Annotated in this window: 20 protein-coding genes, 1 tRNA gene and 1 rRNA gene; 18 read left to right on the top strand and 4 right to left on the bottom strand. The window is 37.5% G+C overall.

Annotated elements, in window-relative coordinates:
• Positions 1–16 precede the first annotated feature (16 nt).
• From rrf to B5D30_RS01480, 9 genes are all read left to right on the top strand, one after another.
• A 5S ribosomal RNA gene (rrf, locus tag B5D30_RS01440) occupies positions 17–132 on the top strand.
• An 8-nt stretch (positions 133–140) separates the two neighbouring features.
• Positions 141–211 (top strand) — tRNA-Gly (locus tag B5D30_RS01445).
• A gap of 543 nt (positions 212–754) precedes the next feature.
• Complete coding sequence (locus B5D30_RS01450) at positions 755–1,399, top strand: amino acid ABC transporter permease (protein WP_078806253.1); 645 nt, start codon at positions 755–757, stop codon at positions 1,397–1,399.
• A gap of 22 nt (positions 1,400–1,421) precedes the next feature.
• Entirely contained in the window at positions 1,422–2,060 is a 639-nt protein-coding gene (locus tag B5D30_RS01455; RefSeq protein WP_078806254.1) for an amino acid ABC transporter ATP-binding protein, read from the top strand.
• 9 nt (positions 2,061–2,069) lie between these two features.
• Entirely contained in the window at positions 2,070–2,894 is an 825-nt protein-coding gene (locus tag B5D30_RS01460) for an amino acid ABC transporter substrate-binding protein (RefSeq protein WP_078806255.1), read from the top strand.
• Between the two features lie 309 nt (positions 2,895–3,203).
• Positions 3,204–4,346: a hypothetical protein gene (locus B5D30_RS01465; RefSeq protein WP_078806256.1), complete on the top strand. Its 1,143-nt coding sequence runs from the start codon at positions 3,204–3,206 to the stop codon at positions 4,344–4,346.
• An 18-nt stretch (positions 4,347–4,364) separates the two neighbouring features.
• Positions 4,365–5,063 carry an ATP-binding cassette domain-containing protein gene (locus B5D30_RS01470; protein ID WP_078806257.1) on the top strand — a complete coding sequence of 233 codons (699 nt, stop codon included), beginning with the start codon at positions 4,365–4,367 and terminating at the stop codon, positions 5,061–5,063.
• Positions 5,041–6,195, top strand: a complete 1,155-nt coding sequence (locus B5D30_RS01475; protein WP_078806258.1) for a hypothetical protein — start codon at positions 5,041–5,043, stop codon at positions 6,193–6,195. The genes B5D30_RS01470 and B5D30_RS01475 overlap by 23 nt, the downstream gene beginning before the upstream one ends.
• 348 nt (positions 6,196–6,543) lie before the next feature.
• Entirely contained in the window at positions 6,544–7,413 is an 870-nt protein-coding gene (locus B5D30_RS01480) for a phosphate ABC transporter substrate-binding protein PstS family protein (RefSeq protein ID WP_078806259.1), read from the top strand.
• A gap of 122 nt (positions 7,414–7,535) precedes the next feature.
• On the opposite strand, the gene nrdF is transcribed toward B5D30_RS01480, so the two are convergent.
• Genes nrdF through nrdH form a run of 4 tightly spaced genes read right to left on the bottom strand, consistent with a single transcriptional unit; the run spans position 7,536 to position 11,273 of the window.
• Positions 7,536–8,510: a class 1b ribonucleoside-diphosphate reductase subunit beta gene (gene nrdF / locus B5D30_RS01485; RefSeq protein ID WP_078806260.1), complete on the bottom strand. Its 975-nt coding sequence runs from the start codon at positions 8,508–8,510 to the stop codon at positions 7,536–7,538.
• Positions 8,511–8,531: 21 nt separating this feature from the next.
• Entirely contained in the window at positions 8,532–10,691 is a 2,160-nt protein-coding gene (gene nrdE / locus B5D30_RS01490) for a class 1b ribonucleoside-diphosphate reductase subunit alpha (RefSeq protein WP_078806261.1), read from the bottom strand.
• Entirely contained in the window at positions 10,681–11,049 is a 369-nt protein-coding gene (gene nrdI / locus B5D30_RS01495; RefSeq protein ID WP_078806393.1) for a class Ib ribonucleoside-diphosphate reductase assembly flavoprotein NrdI, read from the bottom strand. Before nrdI ends, nrdE begins: the two co-directional genes overlap by 11 nt.
• 2 nt (positions 11,050–11,051) lie before the next feature.
• Positions 11,052–11,273, bottom strand: coding sequence for a glutaredoxin-like protein NrdH (nrdH, locus tag B5D30_RS01500; RefSeq protein ID WP_078806262.1), 222 nt, complete (start codon positions 11,271–11,273; stop codon positions 11,052–11,054).
• A 250-nt stretch (positions 11,274–11,523) separates the two neighbouring features.
• Between nrdH and yycF the strand changes: the two genes are divergently transcribed.
• From yycF to B5D30_RS01545, 9 genes are all read left to right on the top strand, one after another.
• Entirely contained in the window at positions 11,524–12,228 is a 705-nt protein-coding gene (gene yycF / locus B5D30_RS01505) for a response regulator YycF (RefSeq protein ID WP_078806263.1), read from the top strand.
• A gap of 81 nt (positions 12,229–12,309) precedes the next feature.
• Positions 12,310–14,145 carry a cell wall metabolism sensor histidine kinase WalK gene (gene walK / locus B5D30_RS01510; RefSeq protein WP_078806264.1) on the top strand — a complete coding sequence of 612 codons (1,836 nt, stop codon included), beginning with the start codon at positions 12,310–12,312 and terminating at the stop codon, positions 14,143–14,145.
• A complete protein-coding gene (locus tag B5D30_RS01515; protein WP_159443164.1) occupies positions 14,138–15,430 on the top strand; it encodes a YycH family regulatory protein in 1,293 nt (430 codons plus the stop codon). The genes walK and B5D30_RS01515 overlap by 8 nt, the downstream gene beginning before the upstream one ends.
• Positions 15,431–16,264 (top strand): two-component system regulatory protein YycI, encoded by an 834-nt coding sequence (locus tag B5D30_RS01520; RefSeq protein ID WP_078806266.1) that lies wholly within the window; start codon positions 15,431–15,433, stop codon positions 16,262–16,264.
• Between the two features lie 452 nt (positions 16,265–16,716).
• Positions 16,717–17,934 (top strand): OFA family MFS transporter, encoded by a 1,218-nt coding sequence (locus B5D30_RS01525; RefSeq protein ID WP_078806267.1) that lies wholly within the window; start codon positions 16,717–16,719, stop codon positions 17,932–17,934.
• A gap of 248 nt (positions 17,935–18,182) precedes the next feature.
• Positions 18,183–19,463 (top strand): UDP-N-acetylglucosamine 1-carboxyvinyltransferase, encoded by a 1,281-nt coding sequence (locus B5D30_RS01530; protein ID WP_078806268.1) that lies wholly within the window; start codon positions 18,183–18,185, stop codon positions 19,461–19,463.
• Entirely contained in the window at positions 19,456–20,775 is a 1,320-nt protein-coding gene (gene rho, locus B5D30_RS01535; RefSeq protein WP_078806269.1) for a transcription termination factor Rho, read from the top strand. The genes B5D30_RS01530 and rho overlap by 8 nt, the downstream gene beginning before the upstream one ends.
• Before the next feature lie 20 nt (positions 20,776–20,795).
• Positions 20,796–21,635, top strand: a complete 840-nt coding sequence (locus B5D30_RS01540) for an undecaprenyl-diphosphate phosphatase (RefSeq protein ID WP_078806270.1) — start codon at positions 20,796–20,798, stop codon at positions 21,633–21,635.
• A 127-nt stretch (positions 21,636–21,762) separates the two neighbouring features.
• Positions 21,763–24,111, top strand: a complete 2,349-nt coding sequence (locus B5D30_RS01545; protein ID WP_078806271.1) for an ATP-dependent DNA helicase — start codon at positions 21,763–21,765, stop codon at positions 24,109–24,111.
• The last annotated feature ends 2 nt before the right edge of the window (positions 24,112–24,113 follow it).

Genomic DNA, 24,113 nt, shown 5'->3' on the forward strand with positions numbered 1-24,113 from the left:
AGGGATTTACGACGAGTGTGGTGGCGATAGCAACGAGGAGACACCTGTTCCCATGCCGAACACAGAAGTTAAGCTCGTTTACGCCGAAGGTAGTTGGGGGTTGCCCCCTGTGAGACTAGGGAGTCGCCACGCTCTAATATGCGGGTGTAGTTTAGTGGTAAAACTACAGCCTTCCAAGCTGTTGTCGCGAGTTCGATTCTCGTCACCCGCTTAAAAAGACTAGCAGTTGGCTAGTTTTTTTCTTTTTTTTAAAAATGTACTTTATCTTTCGGATTTTTCATCCATTTTTCCTTGACAATGAACTTATTGCTAAAATTTATTTCACTAAGAGAAGCACCCCATTGACAACCCAACCCTTTCCCTGTATAGTATTCTTATACACAAAAAACAAAGACCAAGCTTCAACCCTTTGTTCTTTTCAAAGAGAGCCCTGTTTGCTGTGAATGGGTAGAGAAGAAGGAGATGCTGTTTCGATTTTAAACTTAATGTAAAAATCATTTTAGAGTTGAAACAGGATGAAATCACACTTGGGAGTTGATTTTCTGAAAACAGTAGGAGAATACCGTTGGCGACGTTATAGCTAGAGCTTTGGCTCGTTGAGGTTATATTTGTAAAAATATAATGAAAAAAGGTGGTACCACGTATTGTTCGTCCTTTAGGTTTTTGCCTAGAGGATTTTTTGTTTTCAGAAAACAACTTATTTAGAGGTGCTTTTTAGGAATATCCTAAAAATATTAGAATCAGGAGGTTTTTTATGAACTATATTGTAGAAATTTTACCAGCATTGCTTAGTGGAGCGATGATGACGGTGAAAGTATTTGTTGTTACATTAATCGGAGCTATGCCACTTGGAATTTTAGTTGCCTTTGGATTATTGTCAAGATTTCGGATTGTGCGATATGTCCTCAACACGTATGTATGGATTATGCGTGGTACACCGCTTTTACTTCAACTTATCTTTGTTTTTTACGGTTTACCATTGCTAAACGGCATTGTCTTTGAACGCTACGATGCAGCGATTGTAGCATTTGTGTTGAATTATGCTGCTTATTTCGCTGAAATTTTCCGTGGCGGCATTCAATCGGTACCTGACGGTCAGCGAGAGGCGGCACGTGTTCTTGGGCTGAATCAAGTGCAGACGATTACCAAAATTGTTCTACCACAAGTAATCAAAGTTGTTCTTCCTTCGATTGTCAACGAGGTAGTTACGCTTGTCAAAGACTCTTCTTTGATTTATGTAATCGGCTTGGGTGATTTGTTGCGGGCAGGGCAAATTGCGATGAATCGTGATGTGAGTATTTTACCAATGATTTTTGTCGGTCTGATTTATCTGTTTATCATTGGAATATTGACTTTGGTTGCCAAAAGAGTGGAGAAATATTTTAGCTATTATAAATAGTCGGATAAGAGAGGAACGCTGTATGCTAGAAATAAAAAATTTGACGAAAAAGTTCGGAGAACGGTTGATTATTGACCATTTAAATTTGAAAATTGATGACGGGGATATTTTGACGGTTGTTGGAGAAAGTGGTGGTGGAAAAACGACACTTTTGCGTATTTTGGCTGGACTAGAGACGAAAACGAGTGGAGAGATTTTGCTAGATGGTAATGAAATTCACCCAGAAGTGCTGGATACGAAAGAACAAGTGATGGGCGTGGTATTTCAGGATTTTCAGCTGTTTCCACATTTGTCAGTTTTGGAAAATATTACCCTTGCACCAATAAATGTTTTGAAAATAACTCGTGAAAATGCGAACACTGAGGCAATGGGACTACTTGAGCAATTAGGATTGAGCGGGAAGGAACGTCTTTATCCGTATCAGCTATCTGGAGGGCAAAAACAACGTGTAGCACTTGCACGAGCACTTGCAATGAAACCAAAGATTTTAGGCTATGATGAACCAACAAGTGCGTTAGACCCAGAGCTTAGACGACAAGTAGAAGAAATGATTTTAGAGCTGAAAACAACAGGTGTAACGCAAATTGTTGTCACGCATGACCTTGAGTTTGCTGAAAAGATTAGTGATAAAATGCTCAAAGTCGAGGCTTTAAAGGAATAGAGGTGGAAAATGAAAAAACTAAGGAAAATGCTCTCTTTTCTTGCCTTATTGCTTGTACTTTCTGCCTGTCAAGGAGTGCGTGTAAAGGAAAAAGGAAATTCATGGGCAAGAATTGAACAAAATAAACGAGTGATTGTTGGCTTAGATGATACGTTCGTGCCAATGGGCTTTCAGGAAAAAGATGGGAAATTGACAGGTTTTGACGTTGATTTAGCGAGAGCTGTTTTTGATTTGTATGATATAAAAGTTGATTTTCAAGCAATAGATTGGAATATGAAAGAAAATGAGCTAAACAATCAGACAATCGACTTGATTTGGAACGGTTATACGGTGAATGATGAACGTGTGAAAAAAGTTGCTTTCTCAAAGCCTTATATGAAAAATATGCAAGTTCTTGTCACGATGAAAAGTGCGGATATTACAAGTTTTTCAGCAATGAAAGGCAAAATTTTAGGAGCTCAAAATGGTTCTAGCGGACTAGACGTACTAAATGGTCAACCGAAAATTTTGAAGCAATACATTCAAGGTGAGCCTGTATTGTATGAAGGGTTTAACGAGGCATTAATGGATTTACGTGTCGGACGTATTCAAGGATTGTTGATTGATAGAGTGTACGCAGATTATTATTTATCAAAAGATGGCGACAAAGAAAAATATCGCATTCTTTCTGGAGACTTTGAAACAGAAGATTTTGCAGTAGGAGCAAGAAAACAAGACAGGCAATTAGTCAACAAAATAAACGAAGCCTTAAAAGAATTAGTTCAAAACGGCACATTTGAAAAAATCTCAATCAAATGGTTTGGTGAAGATGTAGCGACTGAGGAAATAAGATAAGGTACCTCTAAAAACTCCAGCCCCTAGTAGCTAGGCAGATGAAAAGCTAAGAGGGGCGTTCAGGAGTTTGACGAAGAAAATCGGAAAACTAGCAATTTTGGATAAGCGTGAGTTTTTAGAGGTGCCCATATTACCAAGAATGAAAACGTTTTGTCAAGAGCAGTGTTCATTTGTAAAAAAAATGAGCTGATTTACCGAAAAAATGAGCTATTTTGCTATCCCGCGAATAAACAAAATATGATATAGTGTAGATAAATATTTTGCAACAAATCGATTGGGTGTTTTGAAATGAAAATAACGGAGGGGAAAATGAGGAAAAGATTGAATTTTGAATGGAAATTATTTTTAGAAAAAAAGAATATTATAGTGATTTTCTTGATTTCAGCGATGTTTTTTTTGTCATTTGGTATGATAAGACCTTCATTGGATACTAAAGAAGATTTGATAGCTGGATGGAAAGAAGACTTAGAACTTAATCCTATTAGTTTAGACGAAAAACAAAAAGCTCTCGAATCGGGGGATGAACACTGGATAGCAGCAATAGAAATTGCAGAAAGAGCTAACGATCTTACTCGACAGCTAATCAAAGTGTTAAAAGAAGAGGATTGGAGTACTTATTATAAACTAGAATATCAGAGAAAAGAATTATTGTATGAAATAGCTGATGATAAAGAAATAAGTCCTATGAAAGAGAAAGAACCAAAACTTTATTTACATTTAAAAAAACTTGAAGCTCAACGAGATTATTTCATCAAGAAAAATCTCCCAATCACCGAAAATATAGGAAATCCTGCAAGTAACTGGGGGACGCTATCAAACACACTATCTGAATGCTCGAATTTCTTAGTAATCATGCTCTTTGCAATTTTATTTTGTGACTTTTTAACAAACTCATTTGAAAAATCGAATATTTATCTATACTCTTTCACAAGAAAGAAAAAAAGTAGCATTATTATCTCTAAACTACTGATTCAACTTTCTACAAGTGTAATTTTTTCTGTCTTATGTTTCGGGTTGCTTTTTACAGTAAAAGGAGCGATATACGGAATGGGAACATCGAAATATCCAATAGCAATCGGCAATGATGTAAAGAACTTTTCATTTATTTCATCTCCAGAATTATTGCTTCGCTACATTCCGTATTACTTTCTAGTCTTGCTATTCTTGATTACGTTTTTTCTCTTCTTAGGTGCTTATTTGAGAAAAAGTTTAGTAAGTCTAGGTTTATTTTTATTATCGTACTATGGTTTCACGTTAATCAAAGATTTTGGTGTCATGAAAGTGATTAGTCCGTTTATCCCATATAACTATTTAGATACTTATGGAGTCATTACACAAACAGATTTCTCCTTTTCAAAGGAATCATTCTTGATAGGCGTTCTTTACCTTCTAGTGCTTTCGGTAATTTTTTATGCTTTGACTGTAAGGAAGATGAATAAATTAGAAATATAATGAATATGGAGGAAGCAGATGATTACAGTAAAAAATATCAAAAAATCTTTTAAAAAACAGGTCGTGTTTAGTAATTTATCACTGTCTATAAAAAAACCGAGTATTGCATGTTTTATAGGACCAAATGGAATTGGAAAAACGACGCTTTTGAAAGTAATTTCTGGAATTTTGCATAAAGATGAGGGACACATCTTCATTGATGAGAAGGAAATTTTTTCAACAAACGATTCATTTGGAAAGGTCTCGTTTTTTGTAAACGAAAGTATTCTCATAGAAAATTTGACAGGTAGAGAACATTTGTTATTGTTGTTAGAAAGCCAGAAAGAAAGAACGGAAAAATTAATCAATTATTTTCAAGCAGAAGAATTAATGAAGAAAAAAGTGAAAAGTTATTCTCTAGGAATGAGACAAATTTTACTTATTATTCTTACGTGCAGTTTTGATGTGCCGATTTTAATCTTTGATGAAATTTTAAATGGACTAGACCCAAAAAATAGAAGAAAAGCGATGAATCTACTGATGAAATTAAAGAAAGAGAAAATCATTCTCCTTTCCTCTCATCAATTAACAGAAATATCTGAGATAGCTGATGATGTTTATTTTTTATATGACAACACCTTAGAAAAAGTAGAAGATATGTCACAAGCACGTTCTTTGGAAAATCTTTATCTAGAGAAAACAATGGGGGAATTTGATGATACAGAGATTGAAATTTGAATGGAAATCTTTTCTTGTAATGAAAAATGCACTCCTTCTCTGTCTATTACTTGTTCTGTTTTTATTTAATTTTAGCACTTTGTCATTTACTCAAGAAGATATGATGAGTAATTATATTGGTTCTTTAGACCAAGAGATAAGAATTTACTCCATTAATTTAGAAAAAGAGAAAAAGTTGGCAAAAGAGTCAGGAAATGAAGTAGGTCTTGAGAATTTGAAATGGAAAGACGAAACACTTGATTTAATGAATCATCAAATTACAGCACTACGACGTGGGGATTGGAATGAGTATTATATTTTGCAATATAAAAAGAACAATCTTTCATCTAATAATGGTGTGAAAAAGAACTTGGAAGAATTGAGGGAAAGGGATCCTAAATTATATTTGCAACTAAAAAAAGATGACGCTTTAATCGCTCGTTTTGTGGAAAAAAAGATTCCGATTACCGAAGATATAATGCACCCGTTGACTGCATGGGGAACTTTAGAAGATACTTTGAAATTCGCTTCCAATTTCATAGTCATCATGCTTTTTTCGATTCTATTTTGTGATTTTTTGACAAATAATTTTGAGAAATCGACTATTTATCTTTACTCATTTACAAGAAAGAAAAAAAGAACAATTATAGATTCTAAGTTGTTTGTTCAATTTTTTAGTACTGCGATATTTTTGATTTTTTCTTTAGGTTTACTTATCGTAAGTAAAGCAATGATAAATGGATTTGGTACGTCGAAATTTCCAGTAGTCATAGGGAATGATATTTACCGACTTGATTTTTCATATATTTCAGCACCAGAGTTGGTTATTTCTTATGTTCCTTACTATTTTGTGGTACTACTATTTTTAGGTATCTTATTTCTTTTCCTAGGTGCTTACTTGAAAAAAACATTATTAAGTTTAGGAGTATTCTTGGTGTCCTATTATGGTTTCACGTTAATCAAGGATTCAGAGATGATGAAAACGTTTAGTCCTTTTATCCCATATAGTTATTTGGATGTTTACGGAGTTATTACGCAAACAGACTTATATTTTCCGAGAGCCTCTTTCTTGATAGGGATTATCTACCTTCTTACGCTTTCAGTATTTTTTTATGCTTTGACTGTAAGAAAGATGAATAAATTGGAAATTTAATGGTATTTCTAAAACGTTCATGTCGTAATTTATGTGAAGGCATGAAGTTTCTATCCTAAAAAACTGGAAATAACCGCATTTTCAGTTTTTTTGGGATAGATAAGGAGTGCATATAATTGTGAGCAGTTGCCAGAACGAGGAGCAGGAGAGTGACAAAGAAAAAACAGAAATCTATCAATTGACGATAAGTGTAAGTTTTTAGCTGTCTCTTTACCAAAACTTTACAAAGTTTTACCGAAAGTTTACCGAAAATCCTAAAGGTTTTAATATTCATTCGTTAGAATAGTTTTTGTAAACATCATTACAAAAATAAAAAACGCTTAGAGCGATTAGAGGAGAATTATTCTGATGAAGAAATTAGTCTTAGGAACCGTTTTGTTAGGAAGTTTGTTATTGGCAGGTTGTGTGAACAATGCACCGAAAGGGGCAACGTCAAGTTCGTCAAGTGCTACAAACGAAAAAATTATCGCAGCAGGTTCTACTGCACTTCAGCCACTGGTAGATGCGGCGAAAGAAACGTATAAAGAAGGTGAAAATATTACTGTTCAAGGCGGCGGTAGTGGTTTAGGGTTGTCGCAGGTGCAAAGTAAGGCAATTACAATCGGAAATTCTGACTTATTTGCAGAAGAAAAGAAAATCGAGGACAAAAATTTACTTGACCACAAAGTAGCCGTTGTCGGTGTGGCACCAGTTGTGAACAAAGATGCTGGCGTGAGTAATTTAACTAAAGAACAGCTGAAAGATATTTTTGCTGGTAAAGTGAAAAACTGGAAAGAAGTTGGTGGAAAAGACCAAGAAATTCAAGTGATCAATCGTGCAGAAGGTTCAGGTACTCGTTTCAATTTTGAAAAATATGCACTTGATAATATTCAAGTAGTGAAAAGTCAAGAACAAGACTCATCTGGAACAGTGAAACAAATTGTTACGACAACGCCGGGAGCAATTTCTTATCTTGCGTTTAGTTACTTTGATAAAACAATCACTGCTCTTTCTGTTGACGGTGTAGAGCCAAAAGAAGAAAATGTACAAGATAATAAATGGAAAATCTGGTCATATGAGCATATGTATACAAATGGAAAAAATGATAGTGCTGAAAAATTCATTGATTACATTTTGAGTGATGAAGTGCAAAATGGTCCAGTGAAAGAACTTGGATACTTGCCTGTTGCGGATATGAAAGTGGAACGTGATGCCAACGGCGTGGTAACGGAGAAATAATGATGAAGATGTGTAAGCGAGCAGCCTACACATCTTTTATTTACACTGGGAAAATAAACGGGAATGTAAACGAAGAACCATACAACTCTACAAAATAGAGAGTTCTATGGTTCTTCACGATTTTACTTCATATACTCAAGTCCAATCAAATAATCTTCATCTTTCATCGCCTCAACTTCGCCTAAAAGATAGCCGTTTCCTACTTGGCTAAAGAAGTCGTGATTGCTTGTGCCTGTTGAGATACCGTTCATGACGATTGGATTTACGTCATTGGCAGTATCTGGGAAAAGTGGGTCTTGTCCTAAATTCATCAGAGCTTTGTTTGCATTGTAACGTAGAAATGTTTTGACTTCCTCACTCCAGCCAACACCGTCATAAAGTTCCTCAGTATAACGTTCTTCGTTTTCGTATAAAGTATAAAGCAAATCATACATCCAATCTTTTAACGTTGTTTGTTCCTCTTCTGGTAACTCATTAAATCCAAGTTGGAATTTGTAGCCAATATACGTGCCATGCACAGATTCATCACGAATGATGAGCTTGATGATTTCTGCAACATTGGCAAGTTTGTTGTTTCCAAGATAGTAAAGAGGTGTAAAAAAACCAGAGTAGAACAAGAAAGTTTCCAAAAAGACACTCGCCACTTTTTTCTCTAGTGGTGTTCCATTTTTGTAAATCTCGTTTACGATTTTTGCTTTTGTTTGCAAATATTCATTTTCATGTACCCAATCAAAAATTTCTTCGATTTCTTTTTTGGTATTTAACGTAGAAAAAATAGAAGAATAACTTTTCGCATGAACACTTTCCATAAATTGAATATTATTTAGCACAGCTTCCTCGTGAGGAGTTCGCACGTCCTGTCGCAAGCTCTCCATTCCTGTTTCACTTTGCACAGTATCAAGCAAAGTCAAGCCACCAAAGACGTGTCCGACAAGAGTTTTTTCTTCCTCGCTCAATTTTCGCCAGTCGTCCAAGTCGTTGGAAAGTGGGATACGTGTATCTAACCAAAATTGTTCCGTTAATTTTTCCCAAGTAGATTTATCAATCGCATCTTCCAGTTCATTCCAGTTGATTGCTTTATAGTAAGTTTTGCTCATTGTTTGTCTCCTTAGTTTTGATTAAATCACACAACTCTCACACTGATTTGCACCAACTTCATCGCCGTCATCAGTAAAAGTGCGTACATAATAAATAGATTTGACACCTTTATAAAACGCATAGTTTCGCAAAATATTCAAATCTCTCGTTGTTTGCTTGGTGTCGCTTTTCCATTCATAAATCCCACGAGGAATTTCGCTACGCATAAACAATGTAAGAGAAAGTCCTTGGTCAACGTGTTCCGTTGCGGCAGCGTACACGTCAATCACTTTTCGCATATCCATATCATAAGCACTCGTATAATAAGCCATTGTATCATTTGCGAGATATGCCGCTGGATAATAGATTTTTCCGATTTTCTTCTCTTGACGTTCTTCCACACGTTGCGTAATCGGGTGAATACTTGCGGAAGTATCATTAATATAAGAAATCGAACCGTTTGGTGCGACTGCTAAGCGATTTTGATGATACAAACCGTGCGTTTGAATTTCTTTTTTCAACTCAGCCCAATCCTCAGCCGTTGGCACGAAAATATCTTTGAATATTTCTTTTACCTTATTTGATTTAGGGGAAAATTCATCAGTTAAATATTTGTCAAAATATTCTCCAGTCGCATACTTAGATTGTTCAAATCCTACAAAGGTTTGGTTTCGCTCTTTGGCAATATTCTTGCTTTCAACCAATGTCCAGTAGTTTAAAAGCATAAAGTAAATGCTTGTAAATTCGACAGATTCAGGAGAACCGTAGAACATATGATTTTTTGCAAAATACGTGTGAAGTCCCATTGCTCCAAGTCCGAACGTATGAGCCTCGTTATTTCCTTTTTTAATGCTAGGCACTGCCTCAATTTGTGAGGAGTCGGTGACAAATGTCAAAGCTCTTACCATTGTGCGAACACTTTTACCAAAATCACTACTGTCCATTAAATTTACCACATTGGTAGAACCGAGATTACAGCTGACATCTGTTCCCATTTCTACATATTCTTGAGCGTCATTTAAAACGGAAGTTTTTTGCACTTGTAAAATTTCGCTACAAAGATTGCTCATTACAATTTTCCCGTCAATCGCATTGGCACGGTTTGCTGTATCAATGTTGACAATATAAGGGTAACCACTTTCTTGTTGCAATTTAGAGATCTCATTTTCCAAATCACGAGCAAGAATTTTCGTTTTGCGAATGTTAGGGTTCAAAACGAGGTTGTCGTATTCTTTTGTGATGTCAAGGTAATTGAATGGCACGCCATACTCACGTTCTACCGAATAAGGCGAGAACAAGTACATATATTCATTTTTTCGTACAAGCTCGTAAAATTTATCAGGTACAGTTACCCCAAGTGAAAGAGTTTTGACACGAATTTTCTCATCGGCATTTTCCTTTTTCGCAGAGAGGAAGTGGATAATATCAGGGTGAAACACGCTCAAATAAACCACACCTGCCCCTTGACGTTGTCCCAATTGATTGGAGTAAGAAAAACTGTCCTCAAAGAGTTTCATCACAGGAACTACACCACTTGCAGCACCCTCGTATCCTTTAATCGCACTTCCCGCCTCACGCAAGTTGGAAAGAGAAATACCTACACCGCCACCAATACGTGAAAGTTGCAAAGCAGAGTTAATGGAGCGACCGATAGAGTTCATATCATCTGTTACTTGGATAAGGAAACAACTCACAAGCTCTCCACGACGTTTGCGACCCGCATTTAAAAAAGAAGGAGTAGCAGGTTGATAACGCTGATGAATCATTTCATTGGCAATATCAAGTGCAAGTTCTTCATTTCCGTCCGCAAAATAAAGAGCATTGAATGCGACTCTGTCTTCGATTGTTTCCAAATAATATGCACCGTCATTGGTTTTCAGTGCGTATTGGCTGTAAAATTTATAGGCTGCCATAAAACTTTTGAATTGAAAATTTTGCTCAGCTAAAAAGCTATACAATTTTTCAATAAAAGTAGATGAATATTTGCGAATGAACGGTTTTTCTATATAATCTTGTTCAATTAACCATTCCATTTTCTCAGAAATAGAGGCGAATTTTTTTGTATTTGGCTCTACATTTTCTTTATAAAATGCCTCAAGTGCCTCTTTGTCCTTATGCAGTGGAATTTGACCATTTATAGGACGGTTAATTTCATTGTTTAACTTAAAATAAGTTACTTCTTTTATTTCATTAAGACTCAAGTGATTTCACTACTTTCTGAATGTATTTCACGTCTTCTTCTGTACCATTAAATTCAAATGTGTACAAAAGTGGAACGTGGTAATCTTTGGCAATGTCTTTTGCAGTGAACACAAACAGTTCTGCAAAATTTCGATTGCCACCGCCAGCAACGCCTGCACAAAATTCAGCGTTTCGACCATTTTCCAAAAAATCAAAGACGGGGGTGACCACGTCTTTTTCATAGGTTGGCACAATCAATACATACGGCTCATCAAAATCCGTAAAAGAATTGCTTGCTGTAATTTCAAAAGCGTCAAGTCCCGTTTTTTTGACAAATCGTCTCGTTTGACCTGTTAGAGAAAAATAGACAATTTTCATCATTAAACACTCAATGCTTTTAGTTGATCGGGACGGAAACCAGAAAAAGTAGTTTCTTTCGTTTCAACCACAGGCACTGCTTGGAAACCTTTTTCTTTGAGATAGTTGATATATTCAGGTTCTTCATCAATATTATGCTCAACAAATGCCACACCACGCTCATCTAAAAAACGTTTGACCATTTTACATTGCATACAATTATTTTTTGAAAATACCTTTACCATTCTTTTTTCCTCATTTCTAAAATTTTACTTTGAATACAAAATATAGTTTAGAGAAATTTTCTCGGTTTGTCAAAGAGATAGCACAAGATATTGTGGTTGATTGTCTTTTCTCAAACTAAATGTTGTGGTATCAAGAAAAATGGCTGACATTCTTTGTTTGTTACGTTATACTTAACTTTAGAAGTTTCTCTATACCATAAGTCATGGGATTAGGGTATAATTAGACATAGAAAATCAAGTGAGGTGCCGTATGAAAAAAATTTTAGTAGTAGACGATGAAAAGCCGATTAGTGATATTGTGAAGTACAATTTGACTAAGGAAGGGTACGAAGTGGTAACTGCCTTTGACGGAGAAGAGGCAGTGGAGAAAGTCAAAGAAGAAGAACCAGATTTGATTTTGCTAGACTTGATGTTGCCGAAAATGGACGGTCTTGAAGTGGCACGTGAAGTGCGTAAAAGTTATGATATGCCAATTATCATGGTGACAGCTAAAGATTCGGAAATTGACAAAGTGCTAGGGCTTGAATTGGGTGCGGACGATTATGTAACCAAACCTTTTTCCAACCGTGAGTTAGTGGCACGTGTGAAAGCAAATCTCCGCCGCAATACGATTACCAAGGCGGAAAGTGAAAACGAAGCACAAGGAGACTTGACGATAGGAGAATTGGTCATTCATCCAAGTGCGTATATTGTTTCTAAGCGTGGTGAAAAAATTGAGCTGACACATCGTGAGTTTGAATTGTTGCACTACCTAGCGAAACACCTTGGTCAAGTGATGACACGTGAGCATTTACTTCAGACCGTTTGGGGATATGATTATTTTGGCGATGTGCGAACTGTTGATGTAACGGTGAGGAGACTTCGTGAAAAAATAGAAGACACCCCAAGTAGACCAGCCTACCTTGTGACAAGACGTGGGGTAGGGTATTATTTGAGAAACCCAGAGAATGATTAAGAACACTTCTAAAAAATTTTGGATAAGTGCGAGTTTTTAGAGTGACTTAAAAGCAGGCAAAGAATTAGGAGCAATCACCAAATGAAATCAACCATTCGCTTTTACCAATCTGTTAATTTCAAAATAGTAGTAGCATTCATTTTGCTACTACTTATTTCTATTGAATTAATCGGAAATTATTTTATTCACACATTGGAAAAAGAGAATATCGAAAGTTTTAAGCAAGGAATTGATCCACGAGTGGAGCAACTTGCAGGAAATATTAGCAATGATCTTTCCGTGCAAAATCATACAGATGAGGTAGACGCTCAAATTCAAAAGCAACTTTCTTCTTTTCCGATGAGCAATACGCTTGAAGTGCGTGTGGTAGATGAACGTGGGATTATTCGTGCAGCAACAGGGAACAACGCTCAAGCGATTATTGGCAAAAAAAATGATTATCGTGATTTAAACGATTTTGCGATTAAGCATATTGATAGCGTAGAAGGTGCAGGTCGTGTGTATATTAATGTTCAGCCTGTCACTACCTCAACAGGAAATGCCATTGTCGGTGCTGTTTATGTGAAAAGTGATATAGAAGTGGTTTACAAGGAAATTCGTGGAATTTCGGTTATTTTCTTGACTTCAAGTTTGATTGGTAGCCTTATTTCTTGTTTGGTGGCGTTTCTCATCAGTAAGTCGATTACTAAGCCAATCGAAGAAATTCGTGAGGCGGCAGGGCGAATTACACGAGGGGATTACTCTGGGAAATTGCTTATTCGTGGGAAGGACGAACTTTCTCAGCTGGGGAATACGTTCAATCAGTTATCCGAGCGAATTGAAATGACACAAGAAACGATTGAAAGCGACCGAAATCGTCTCAATTCCGTCCTTTCTCATATGACCGACGGCGTTATTTCAACGGATAGACGTGGCAAGGTGATGATGATTAACGAAATGGCGATGAGTTTGCTAAATGTGCAAAAAGATACCGTGATTGGTACGAGTATTTTAGATTTGCTAAAACTGGATGATAAATATAGTTTGCGACAAATTCTCGAAGAAAATCCTGAAATTTTAGTAGAAGTAGCTGGTCGTGATGAGGAATATTCCACTTTGCACGTTGAATTTGCGATTATTCGCCGTGAGAGTGGCTTTATCTCAGGTTTGGTTGTCGTGTTGCATGACGTGACTGAGCAGACGAAAATTGAGCGTGAACGTCAAGAGTTCGTCTCCAATGTTTCCCATGAACTACGTACGCCTTTGACAAGTATGAAAAGCTACCTCGAAGCACTTAGTGACGGAGCGTACAAAGATGAAGAAGTCGCCGAAAGTTTTCTTTCTACTAGCCTAGAAGAAGCTAACCGCATGATGCGTATGATTACCGATTTGCTCAATCTTTCTCGAATGGACTCGGGACATACGACATTGAAGAAAGAATTTATTAATTTTAATGACTTTGTCTCTTATGTTTTGGATCGCTTTGACATGATGAAAAACTCAGAAGAAACAGGGAAAAAGTATGTGATTAAGCGAGAGTTTACACCGAAAGATTTGTGGGTGGAAATTGACACCGACCGCATGATGCAGGTGATTGATAACATCATGAACAATGCGTTGAAATATTCGCCAGACGGAGGTATGATTACCGTTCGTTTGACTGAATCCCAGAATAATGTGCTGTTGAGTATTCATGACCAAGGACTTGGGATTCCAAAAAAAGATGTGGGGAAAATTTTTGAGCGTTTTTATCGTGTTGACAAAGCACGTGCGAGAAAGCAAGGAGGAACAGGACTCGGTCTTGCCATTGCCAAAGAAGTTGTTACAAGTCATGGCGGGCAAATATGGGCGGACTCGAAATTGCACGTAGGGTCTACTTTCTACATTGCACTTCCTTACGAACCATACGAAGAAGAGTGGGGGGATGAATTTGAGTAAGCTAACAGAAAGAATTTCACAAGCACTTTTAATTGTCCTGATTGTGATTTCTTTAGTATTGAGCTATTTTATTTGGTTCAATCCTGAAAAAAGTTTGACAGATGAAACGATAAGTGAAAACCTAAAGGATGAAAACTCGATTTTGTCAGAAAAAACGGTGTTTCTGCCGATTTATTTAATTTCACGTACGGACGGAAAAATGCGTTGGATACAAGGAGAAAATGTGTTGAGTGACGCTCAAAAGATTTTGAGCAATGTCAAATTTGGGAAAATAAAATTTCACAAAGCTACCAATGATGATTTTCAAAAGACGATGAACGTGGAGAACGGATTGGAATTGCGTTATGAGGACAAATTTTTGTTTGGCGAATATCAAGAGGCATTTAATCTGAAAATCAAAAAAATCAGCGATAGCGAGCAATCCTTTTGGTTTCGTCGTGTGCTGGTCAATTTTTCAAATGGAATGGTCTACTTTGTCAATGATGAAACCAAGCAATATATAGAAGTGGCAGGAAATATCAATCAAAAAAGTTTTGAGTCGCTTATTCAATCAAAAGAGTTGAAAAGTTTGCCAGTAAGTGAAAATCATGAAATTCTAGGTGTTCGCTATGCGATTGACGAGCAAATTGAACTGAAAAAATATAGCTATATCGTCGCAAGTCAGCCATACACCGTGTTTCGTGACGCTTTTTTCCAAAATGTAAAGCATACAACTTTTGATGTCGAAGTGCCTTATGTCAATGATAGCAATGAGAACTTTGACGTAAAAGAAACGAACGGTCAGTTATCTTTTCAAGGATTTATAGGAACGGAGCGTTCAGAAAATGAAATCGAAGGAAGTTTCCAATATGTGCAAAATTTAGGGAATATCTTCCCGCAATTACGCTTTTTTGCGAAAGAAGAAAAAGGAACAATTTATCGCACGTTTGTAGAAGGGTACCCCGTGTTTTCCCAAATTGACCAAGGGAAAGTGATTGTTTCGTTTGGACTTGAAACAGGTGAGGGGAGAACCATTACTCTACGCTCGAATGTCGATACATTGCAAGTGCCAATTCCTACGAATGAGATGATTCGCTTGCCGAAAACAATGGACGTTATTAAACAACTTCAAAACGCTGGAGCAAAGCAATCTGAAATAAAAAGCCTTGTTATTGGCTATTCTTGGGGGGAGCTGAACAAAAACAATTCTATTGTAGACTTACTTCCAAATTGGTTTATCCACTATAAGCAAGAATGGTTGCCACTTTCGGTTTTACTCGAAAATTTGCAAAAGGGGGAGAAGTAAATGGATTTTAGACGAATCATTCAAATCTTTTTAATCGCCTTTTTTGCTTTAGATATTTTCCTTTACTTGCTTTACAAGGAAAATGGAGGTGACAATACGGAGATGAATGCGACACTATCGGTAGAGGCACGTATGAAAAAAGACGGGATTGGGTTTCCGACACTTTTAGAAAAAAAACAAAAGGGCTACTATCTCTCAGCAGAGCCAACAAATTTTCAATTGTTAGAGGAAACAGACGGAGAGAATCCTTTTTTTAGCGGGAAAACCGTTAGTTTTCCAACAAATTACACATTTTCTGTGACATCGAATAAAAAATATACGGTAAAAGAAAATTTAGAAGGTAACGCTCTAGGGAGCTTTCTTTCCTCAACGGACGCTGTTTTGTACGGAAAAGATTATACCATTTTGAAAAAGACAAAGGAGAAAACAGGGACTCAGCAAAGCCTTTTATTGTCCCAAAGTTATGAAGGACTTCCTTTTATGGACGAGGCAAGTAAAATGACCATATTGCTGAAAAAAAATGACAAGTCTTGGGAATTTAATCACTACACTCAAACGCACTTGTCACAAATTGAACCACTACGTGAAAAGCAAGAGCTTATTAGTATGAGAGAGGCGATTACGACCCTGTACAATAATAGTAAAATCCCAAACAAATCCAAAATCTCCTCTTGTGAATTAGGGTATGTCAACATTTTATCCGTTAACAACAAACAAGTTTTCGTTCCAGCATGGATTGTCAAACTAGAAATAGCAGACGGCACTGCCATAGAACAAGTAAATGCCATAACAAATACCATTTTCAGCACAACCGGCATCTCCGTGGGGAATTAGAAAAGCGGAGAGGGGCGTTTTGAAGTTTGCAACAGTGAGCCATGTCGTTTATTCACTCGAAACATTAGTTTCGAGCGACATTGTGAGCAGTTGCCAGACTTCAACCCCTCGTAGCTAGACAAAGAAAAGCGAGCGGGGCGTTCTGAAGTCTGTCACAAACGGCATTGCGAACTGCGACCAAAACTCAGCCCTCATCTCAACCTAAAAACGCATGACGTCCGTTTTAATACGTTGACTTTCTGCGTTTTTTATTTTTTTTGAGGTACCTTTATTCTTATATACTTCAAATGTATTTTATATTTTCTTTGAAAAATAAATAAAAAAACAGTATAATAACAATGTGAACGATTACATTTGAAACGGTTTTATCGTTTTGGGGTCAAGAAGAATGTAAGAAAACATTTGGTTGCTCTTGGAAATGACAAGAGGAAAAAAGAGAAGGAGCGTTTTATATGGAAAACAAATGGGTTCGTGCAGCGATACCTGCACTATTAATTCATGTATCAATTGGAAGTGTGTATTGTTGGAGTGTTTACAAACAGCTAATCGCTGATGAGTTCAACACCTCTGCGGCAACGGTCGAATGGGGCTTTTCGCTCGCTATTTTCTTTTTAGGAATGAGTGCCGCCTTTTTGGGACCACTCGTTGAAAAGGACATCAAACGTTCTTCGCTTGTTGCACTTTTCTGCTTTACTTTAGGATTTGCTTTGACAGGACTTTCCATTTCCACACACTTTTTACTAGGTATTTATCTTTCTTTCGGTGTCTTAATGGGTATCGGTTTAGGTGTTGGTTATTTGACTCCTGTGAAAAATTTAATGCTTTGGTTTTCAGGCAATAAAGGATTAGCAACAGGGATTGCGGTTGCAGGATTTGGACTGGCAAAAGTAATTGCAACACCAGCAATGGAAATTTTGATTCCAAAAGTTGGATTGGTCAATATGTTTTACATTCTTGCGTGCTTCTATGCAGGCATGATGTTCCTTGCATTTGTGCTTATCAAACGTCCGAAAGGATATGTCTATTCCGCTAAAAAATCAGCAGTGAAACGCTTTGATTTGATGAAACGAAAAGAATTTCTGCCAATTTGGTTCATGTTCTACCTCAATATTACCTGTGGTTTAGCACTTATTTCACAAGAAAAAGATTTCTTGAAAATTGTTTTGCATGAAAAAGGTTTTACAGAGGCAAGCATTATTGGTGTGATTGCGACAGTTATGGCAGTTGATGCGGCATTTAACACAGGTGGACGTCTTTTCTTCTCAAGCGTATCTGATCGCTTTAAATTTAGAGAAACAAGCTACAAAATTTTGTTCAGTATGTCAATTTTTGCCTGTGGTGCCTATTTGATTATGCACATGATTTCACCATATGAACTTTGGAGTATTTTTATGCTTTTATTCCTTGTCAATGCAGGGTATGGTGGAGGCTTTTCTACTCTCCCAGTGCTACTTGACCAGCACTACGGTATGAGTACAATCTCAACAGTACACGGTTTAGTGCTTTCAGCTTGGGCATTTGCAGGACTTAGTGGCAATCAGCTTTCATCTTTCATCGTGCATAAGCTCCACCTCAGCTACAACACGGTTGTCATGGTGATTTTAGCACTTTACATGGTGTCGTTCGGTTTAATCACGTATGTCAAAGGATTGAAACAAAGAGAAGTGTAAACGTTAGAACAGAATACCTAGTTTAGGTGCTAGGTATTCTTTTTTATAGAATATAGTACCCTTTCCGCTCAATATATGGTAAGATAAATCGGAGTGTTTAGAAATTTTTTCTTATAGTTGCTCTATTAACTTGAAATAATCGAGAATTTTTAGAGTTAATCATAGATAGTAAGATTTTCTTCAAATACTTGTATTAGGGTATCCTTAATTATTCACATAAACAACAATTCTGAAAGAGTGAAATTTCAATGAAAAAAATTATTATTCATGGCAACAAACCTCTGGAGGGGGAAGTGACGGTGAGCGGAGCGAAGAACTCTGTGGTAGCGTTAATTCCTGCGGCGATATTAGCTGACTCTCCTGTTATACTAGAGGGAGTGCCTGATATATCAGATGTAGATAGTCTAAAAGAAATTATTGAGATTATGGGGGCAAGTGTCACACATGAGGGAGATGTTTTAACGATTGATCCAACCAATGTCGTCAGTATTCCAATGCCTAGCGGGAAAATTAATTCTCTTCGTGCCTCGTATTATTTTATGGGGGCATTGCTTGGGAAATTTGGCGAGGCAGTTGTAGGACTTCCCGGCGGTTGTGATTTAGGTCCTAGACCGATTGATTTGCATATCAAAGGTTTTACAGCACTAGGGGCAGATGTGCATAATGAATTTGGTGCAATGTATTTGCGGACGGATTCTAACGGTTTAGTGGGAACGCATATTTTCATGGACAATGTATCAGTTGGAGCAACGATTAATATCATGCTTGCAGCTGTTCGTGCCAAAGGGCGTACGATTATTGAAAATGCAGCGAGAGAGCCAGAAATTATTGATGTAGCCACACTTTTGAACAACATGGGAGCAAAAGTACGTGGTGCAGGGACAGATGAAATTCGCATTACTGGTGTGGAAACTCTTCACGGTACACGTCATTCGGTTGTCCCAGATAGAATTGAGGCAGGAACGTACCTCGCACTTGCAGCAGCACAAGGAACGAAAAACGGGATTACCGTCAACAACGTTCTTTACGAGCATTTGGAAAGTTACATCGCCAAGCTCGAAGAAATGGGTGTGGAAATGGTCATTCGTGAAGATTCAATCACGGTGAAACCTGCTGAAAAACTGAAAATGATTAAAGTGAAAACTTATCCTTATCCGGGATTTCCAACAGACTTGCAACAGCCGATTACCCCGCTTTTGCTAAAAGCAGAAGGATTGGGCGAGGTAATGGATACGATTTATGAAAAACGCATCAATCACGTGCCAGAACTTGCTAGAATGGGTGCAAATATTCGGGTGGAGAGCAATCACATTATGATTGAGGGACCGAATAAACTGCAAGGAACAGATGTAGTGGCAAGCGACCTTAGAGCAGGAGCAGCACTCGTTACCGCAGGACTAATGGCAGAAGGCGTGACAACCATTCACAATGTGGAATTTATTTTACGTGGTTATGACCATATTATTGAAAAATTAACGAAACTAGGTGCAGATATTCGCTTAGTAGAAAAAGAGGTGGAAAATGGCTGATTTTATTACAATGGCAGAGCTTGAGCAACTAACGCTAAAAGAAATTTACAATTATGCTCGAGAATTTAAAATTACCAATTATTCTAAGATGAACAAAAAAGAATTGAGTTTGGCTGTTTTGCGTGAACAGGCGAAAGAACAAGGTTTTTTTGTCATGGAAGGCGTATTAGATGTTATTACAATACGCAATAAAGAGACAGGACGTTATGAATCATTTGGTTTACTTCGACCAATTAATTATTCTCAATCAGAAGAAGATGTCTATGTTTCCAATTCCCAAATGTTACGTTTTGGTTTGCGTGAGGGAGATTTGGTAAGCGGAAAAGTCCGTCCGCCAAGGGAGAGAGAGAAGAATTATGGATTAATGCAAGTAGAAAGTGTCAACGGTCGTGACCCAGAAGAAGCGAAAAATCGTGACCACTTCCCTGCACTTACCGCTCTTTACCCAGAGAGACAATTGCGTTTGGAAACGGCGAAAAACAGACTTTCTACACGTATGGTTGACCTATTTTCTCCTGTTGGTTTTGGGCAACGTGGCTTAATTGTCGCACCGCCAAAAGCTGGGAAAACAAGCATTTTAAAAGAAATCGCCAACGGCATTACGGAAAATTATCCAGATGTGGAATTAATTGTTTTGCTCATTGATGAAAGACCAGAAGAAGTAACAGATTTGGAGCGTTCAATTAAAGGTGAGATTGTTTCTTCAACGTTTGATAAAGAACCGATTCATCACATAAAAGTTGCTGAACTGGTTTTAGAAAGAGCGATGCGTTTAGTGGAGGATAAGCGTGATGTTGTGATTTTAATGGATTCTATCACACGTCTCGCTCGTGCGTATAATCTTGTGATTCCACCGAGTGGACGTACACTTTCTGGAGGGATTGACCCAGCAGCATTTTACAAACCGAAAAAATTCTTCGGTGCCGCAAGAAATGTTGAAGAAGGCGGTAGCTTGACGATTTTAGCAACGGCACTTGTTGAAACGGGAAGTCGCATGGATGACGTGATTTACGAGGAATTTAAAGGAACAGGAAACATGGAATTGCAACTTTCACGTGAATTGTCTGAACGTCGCATTTTCCCAGCAATTGATGTCAAAAAATCTGGCACACGAAAAGAGGAGCTACTCATGAGTGAGGAGCAACTCGAAGAAACGTGGAAACTCAGAAATTCTATGACAGGTGATGCACTAGATTATACTGAACAATTCCTTCGTTTGTTGAAAAACACTAGCGACAATCAGGAACTCTTGAAAACTTTTAAGGATTTGGAAATCACCCCTCAGCGTAGCGTCAGAGGAACTCGTAGTTAACCAAAGTAAAGGAGAGTAAAATGCTAATAGCAAACCTATGGAAAGCCATTATTTTAGGCATTATCGAAGGAATTACCGAGTGGCTTCCGATTTCGAGTACGGGACATTTGATTTTAGTGAACGAATTTATCAAAATGCAGGAAAGTGAAGACTTTATGTCAATGTTCAACGTTGTCATTCAACTTGGTGCCATTTTGGCGGTAGTTGTGCTATTTTTTCACAAACTTAATCCGTTTAGCCCACAAAAAAATGAGCGTGAAAAACATGACACTTGGCAATTATGGTTTAAGGTGGTGGTAGCTGCGGCTCCTGCGGCAATTTTAGGACTTTTATTTGATGATTGGTTAGACGAACATTTGTATAATTTTGTCGTTGTGGCATTTACTTTGATTATTTATGGGATTGCATTTATTGTCATTGAAAAACGTAATGAAACACACGAGCCATTGATAAAATCATTGAATAGCCTCACCTATCAAACTGCACTTATTATCGGTTCGTTCCAAGTGCTATCACTCATTCCGGGAACTAGCCGAAGTGGTGCAACTATTTTAGGAGCGATTCTGATTGGCTGTTCTCGCTACGTAGCAACGGAATTTTCATTTTTCCTAGGGATTCCGATTATGTTTGGTGCCAGCGGGCTTAAAATTTTTAAATTTTTACTGAAAGGCAATTCTTTCAGTGTTGAACAGACACTCGTGTTATTTATTGCGAGTGCAGTCGCATTTTTCATTTCGATTATTGCGATTAAGTTCTTAGTCGATTACTTGAAACGACACAATTTTTCTGTGTTTGGTAAATATCGTATTGCACTCGGAGCAATTGTAATTGCCTATTGGTTGATTGTAAAAGTGTTATAAAAACGAGGTTGGGACAAACACTCATTTGCGATAGTGGAAACTTCCCACTGTTGCTAAATGAGTGTGAAAAGTCCCAGCCTTATTTTTAGAGGTAATCTACCTTGAGTCAAAATTTGGAGATGAGAAGATGAAAAAAATATCTGTACGTGAATTTGTAGAATTTGTTTTGAAAAAAGGTTCGCTAGATAGCACAAGTTCTACTAGCACTCATTCTGCACTTGAGGGCAGTCGTATTCATCGTGAAATTCAAAAAGAGATGACTGCTCAGTATGGAAAGAATTATGCAAGCGAAGTAGTGCTGAAAAGAGCGTTTCACCAAGAAGATTTCACCCTGCAAATCGAAGGACGGGCAGACGGAATTGTTCATAGCGAAACAGAGATTTTTATTGACGAAATCAAAACGAGTGAAACCGTTTTTTCTGAAATCGAAGAAAGTAAACTTGCACTTTATTGGGGGCAAGTCAAAGTGTATGGGTATTTTTATTGCTTGGAGGAAAATTTAAGCGAAATTACGTTGCAGTTGACCTATTTTCAGACGACAAGTGAAGAAATCACAAGAACGCAACAGACATTTGGATTGGCAGAATTAACCTCATTTTTCCAAGAATGTTTTTCCGAATATGAAAAATGGTTGAAATTTCGTGTTGATTGGGAGAGTGAACGCAATCAGTCGATACAATCCTTGGCATTTCCATTTGGCGAGTGGCGTAGCGGACAACGGAATTTATCAAAAGCGGTTTTTCAAGTGTTGCGTGAGGAGAAAAAATTGTACGCAGAAGCTCCGACAGGAACGGGGAAGACGATTTCCACTTTGTTTCCTGCGATAAAATGGTTTGCTGAAAGTGAGTCTGCTATTGAGCGATTGTTTTACTTGACTGCCAAAACAATCACACGAACGGTGGCAGAAAACACGTTTTCACTCTTGAGAGAAAAAGGCTTAGAGATGAAAAGTATCACGCTTACGGCAAAAGAAAAAATTTGTTTTATGGAAGAAGTCAAATGCACTCCTGAGGCGTGTCCGTTTGCCAATGGCTATTACGAGCGGAGAAACGGTGCAGTTTGGGAACTTTTGACGGAAAACAACGAATTAAAAAGAGAAGTTGTCGAAAAAATTGCTCGCAAACACTCGGTTTGTCCGTTTGAACTGAGTCTTGACACTTCGCTTTGGGTGGATGCCATTATTTGCGATTACAACTATTTATTTGATCCGCGAGTTGCCTTAGAACGCTTTTTTTCTGGCGAGACGACGGAAAGTATTTTTTTAATAGATGAGTCGCACAATCTCATTGATCGAGCAAGGTCAATGTATTCAGCAACGTTGAGTAAAAATGCCATTCGGAAAGTGAGAAAATTGTTTGTTGACGAGAAACATTTGTCGAAACCTTTGGGAAAAATTGAGCGAGTATTTGATTCATTTCATGAAAGAATGACAAGTGATTTTTATTCGCAATCGCTCCCAGCAGAGTCGATGATTCATCCAATTTATGAATTTATTGAAAAAGGTCGGGAATATCTTGGTGAAAAAAAGGAATTTGAACATCAAGAAGAATTTTTACAAGTATTTTTTGACTGTCTACGCTATCAAAGAATTGGCGAATTTTATGACGAGCATTTTGTCACAACAGTAGAAAAAGTAAATGATGATCTTTTGATAAGCGAATTATGCTTAAATCCAAGTGAAATTTTGCAGTCAATTTTAGAAAAAGGAAAAGGGAGCATTTTATTTTCAGCAACATTCACTCCACTTTTTTACTATAAAAAACTTTTGGGTGGTAGAAAAAGCGATTATACGCTACTTTTGCCAAGTCCATTTGAAAAAGAGCGACAACAAGTAATGATTGACCGCATGATTTCTACGACGTATCGCAATCGTGAAAATTCGATGAAGGATTTGGTAGAACATTTGTATTTATTTGTTCATGCAAAGAAAGGGAATTACCTATTCTTTTTCCCGTCTTATCAGTATATGGATAAGACATTCCTGTTGTTCAAAGAACGTTATCCTGAGGTGAAGAGTTTCATACAAGATGTGGCGATGACAGAACAAGCACGTGAGCAATTTCTTGCCAAATTCCAAGAAAATCCTAGTGAAACAACGGTTGCTTTTTGTGTGCTTGGTGGCGTTTTTTCAGAGGGCATTGATTTAAAAGGCGATAGATTAATCGGCACAGCGATTATTTCAATTGGTTTGCCACAAATTAACGAGAAACTTTCCTTACTCAAAGAATATTTTGATAAAGAAAACAAGCAAGGCTTTCTGTATGCCTATCAAATCCCGGGGATGAATAAAGTCATCCAAGCATCTGGTCGTGTCATTCGCACAATGAAAGACAAAGGAGTAGTCTTGCTCATAGACGAACGTTTTGCCAGACGTGACGTGCAAGAGTTATTCCCACAACACTGGTTTCCGCACGAAGTAGTAGGCACACCTGAGCGACTGCGTGAAGTATTGGAGGAGTTTTGGCGAGGAGAATAATT

Origin of the sequence: Pilibacter termitis (assembly GCF_900167335.1) — a bacterium.
Lineage (GTDB): Bacteria > Bacillota > Bacilli > Lactobacillales > Streptococcaceae > Pilibacter > Pilibacter termitis.

Coding starts and splice junctions, on each gene's coding strand:
- yycF (WP_078806263.1), top strand. CDS start 11,524: ATGAAAAAAATTTTAGTAGTAGACGATGAAAAGCCGATTAGTGATATT.
- B5D30_RS01460 (WP_078806255.1), top strand. CDS start 2,070: ATGAAAAAACTAAGGAAAATGCTCTCTTTTCTTGCCTTATTGCTTGTA.
- B5D30_RS01480 (WP_078806259.1), top strand. CDS start 6,544: ATGAAGAAATTAGTCTTAGGAACCGTTTTGTTAGGAAGTTTGTTATTG.
- rho (WP_078806269.1), top strand. CDS start 19,456: ATGGCTGATTTTATTACAATGGCAGAGCTTGAGCAACTAACGCTAAAA.
- nrdI (WP_078806393.1), bottom strand. CDS start 11,049: ATGAAAATTGTCTATTTTTCTCTAACAGGTCAAACGAGACGATTTGTC.
- B5D30_RS01545 (WP_078806271.1), top strand. CDS start 21,763: ATGAAAAAAATATCTGTACGTGAATTTGTAGAATTTGTTTTGAAAAAA.
- nrdH (WP_078806262.1), bottom strand. CDS start 11,273: ATGGTAAAGGTATTTTCAAAAAATAATTGTATGCAATGTAAAATGGTC.
- B5D30_RS01530 (WP_078806268.1), top strand. CDS start 18,183: ATGAAAAAAATTATTATTCATGGCAACAAACCTCTGGAGGGGGAAGTG.
- B5D30_RS01540 (WP_078806270.1), top strand. CDS start 20,796: ATGCTAATAGCAAACCTATGGAAAGCCATTATTTTAGGCATTATCGAA.
- B5D30_RS01520 (WP_078806266.1), top strand. CDS start 15,431: ATGGATTTTAGACGAATCATTCAAATCTTTTTAATCGCCTTTTTTGCT.
- B5D30_RS01465 (WP_078806256.1), top strand. CDS start 3,204: ATGAGGAAAAGATTGAATTTTGAATGGAAATTATTTTTAGAAAAAAAG.
- B5D30_RS01470 (WP_078806257.1), top strand. CDS start 4,365: ATGATTACAGTAAAAAATATCAAAAAATCTTTTAAAAAACAGGTCGTG.
- B5D30_RS01475 (WP_078806258.1), top strand. CDS start 5,041: ATGATACAGAGATTGAAATTTGAATGGAAATCTTTTCTTGTAATGAAA.
- B5D30_RS01450 (WP_078806253.1), top strand. CDS start 755: ATGAACTATATTGTAGAAATTTTACCAGCATTGCTTAGTGGAGCGATG.
- B5D30_RS01525 (WP_078806267.1), top strand. CDS start 16,717: ATGGAAAACAAATGGGTTCGTGCAGCGATACCTGCACTATTAATTCAT.
- nrdF (WP_078806260.1), bottom strand. CDS start 8,510: ATGAGCAAAACTTACTATAAAGCAATCAACTGGAATGAACTGGAAGAT.
- walK (WP_078806264.1), top strand. CDS start 12,310: ATGAAATCAACCATTCGCTTTTACCAATCTGTTAATTTCAAAATAGTA.
- B5D30_RS01455 (WP_078806254.1), top strand. CDS start 1,422: ATGCTAGAAATAAAAAATTTGACGAAAAAGTTCGGAGAACGGTTGATT.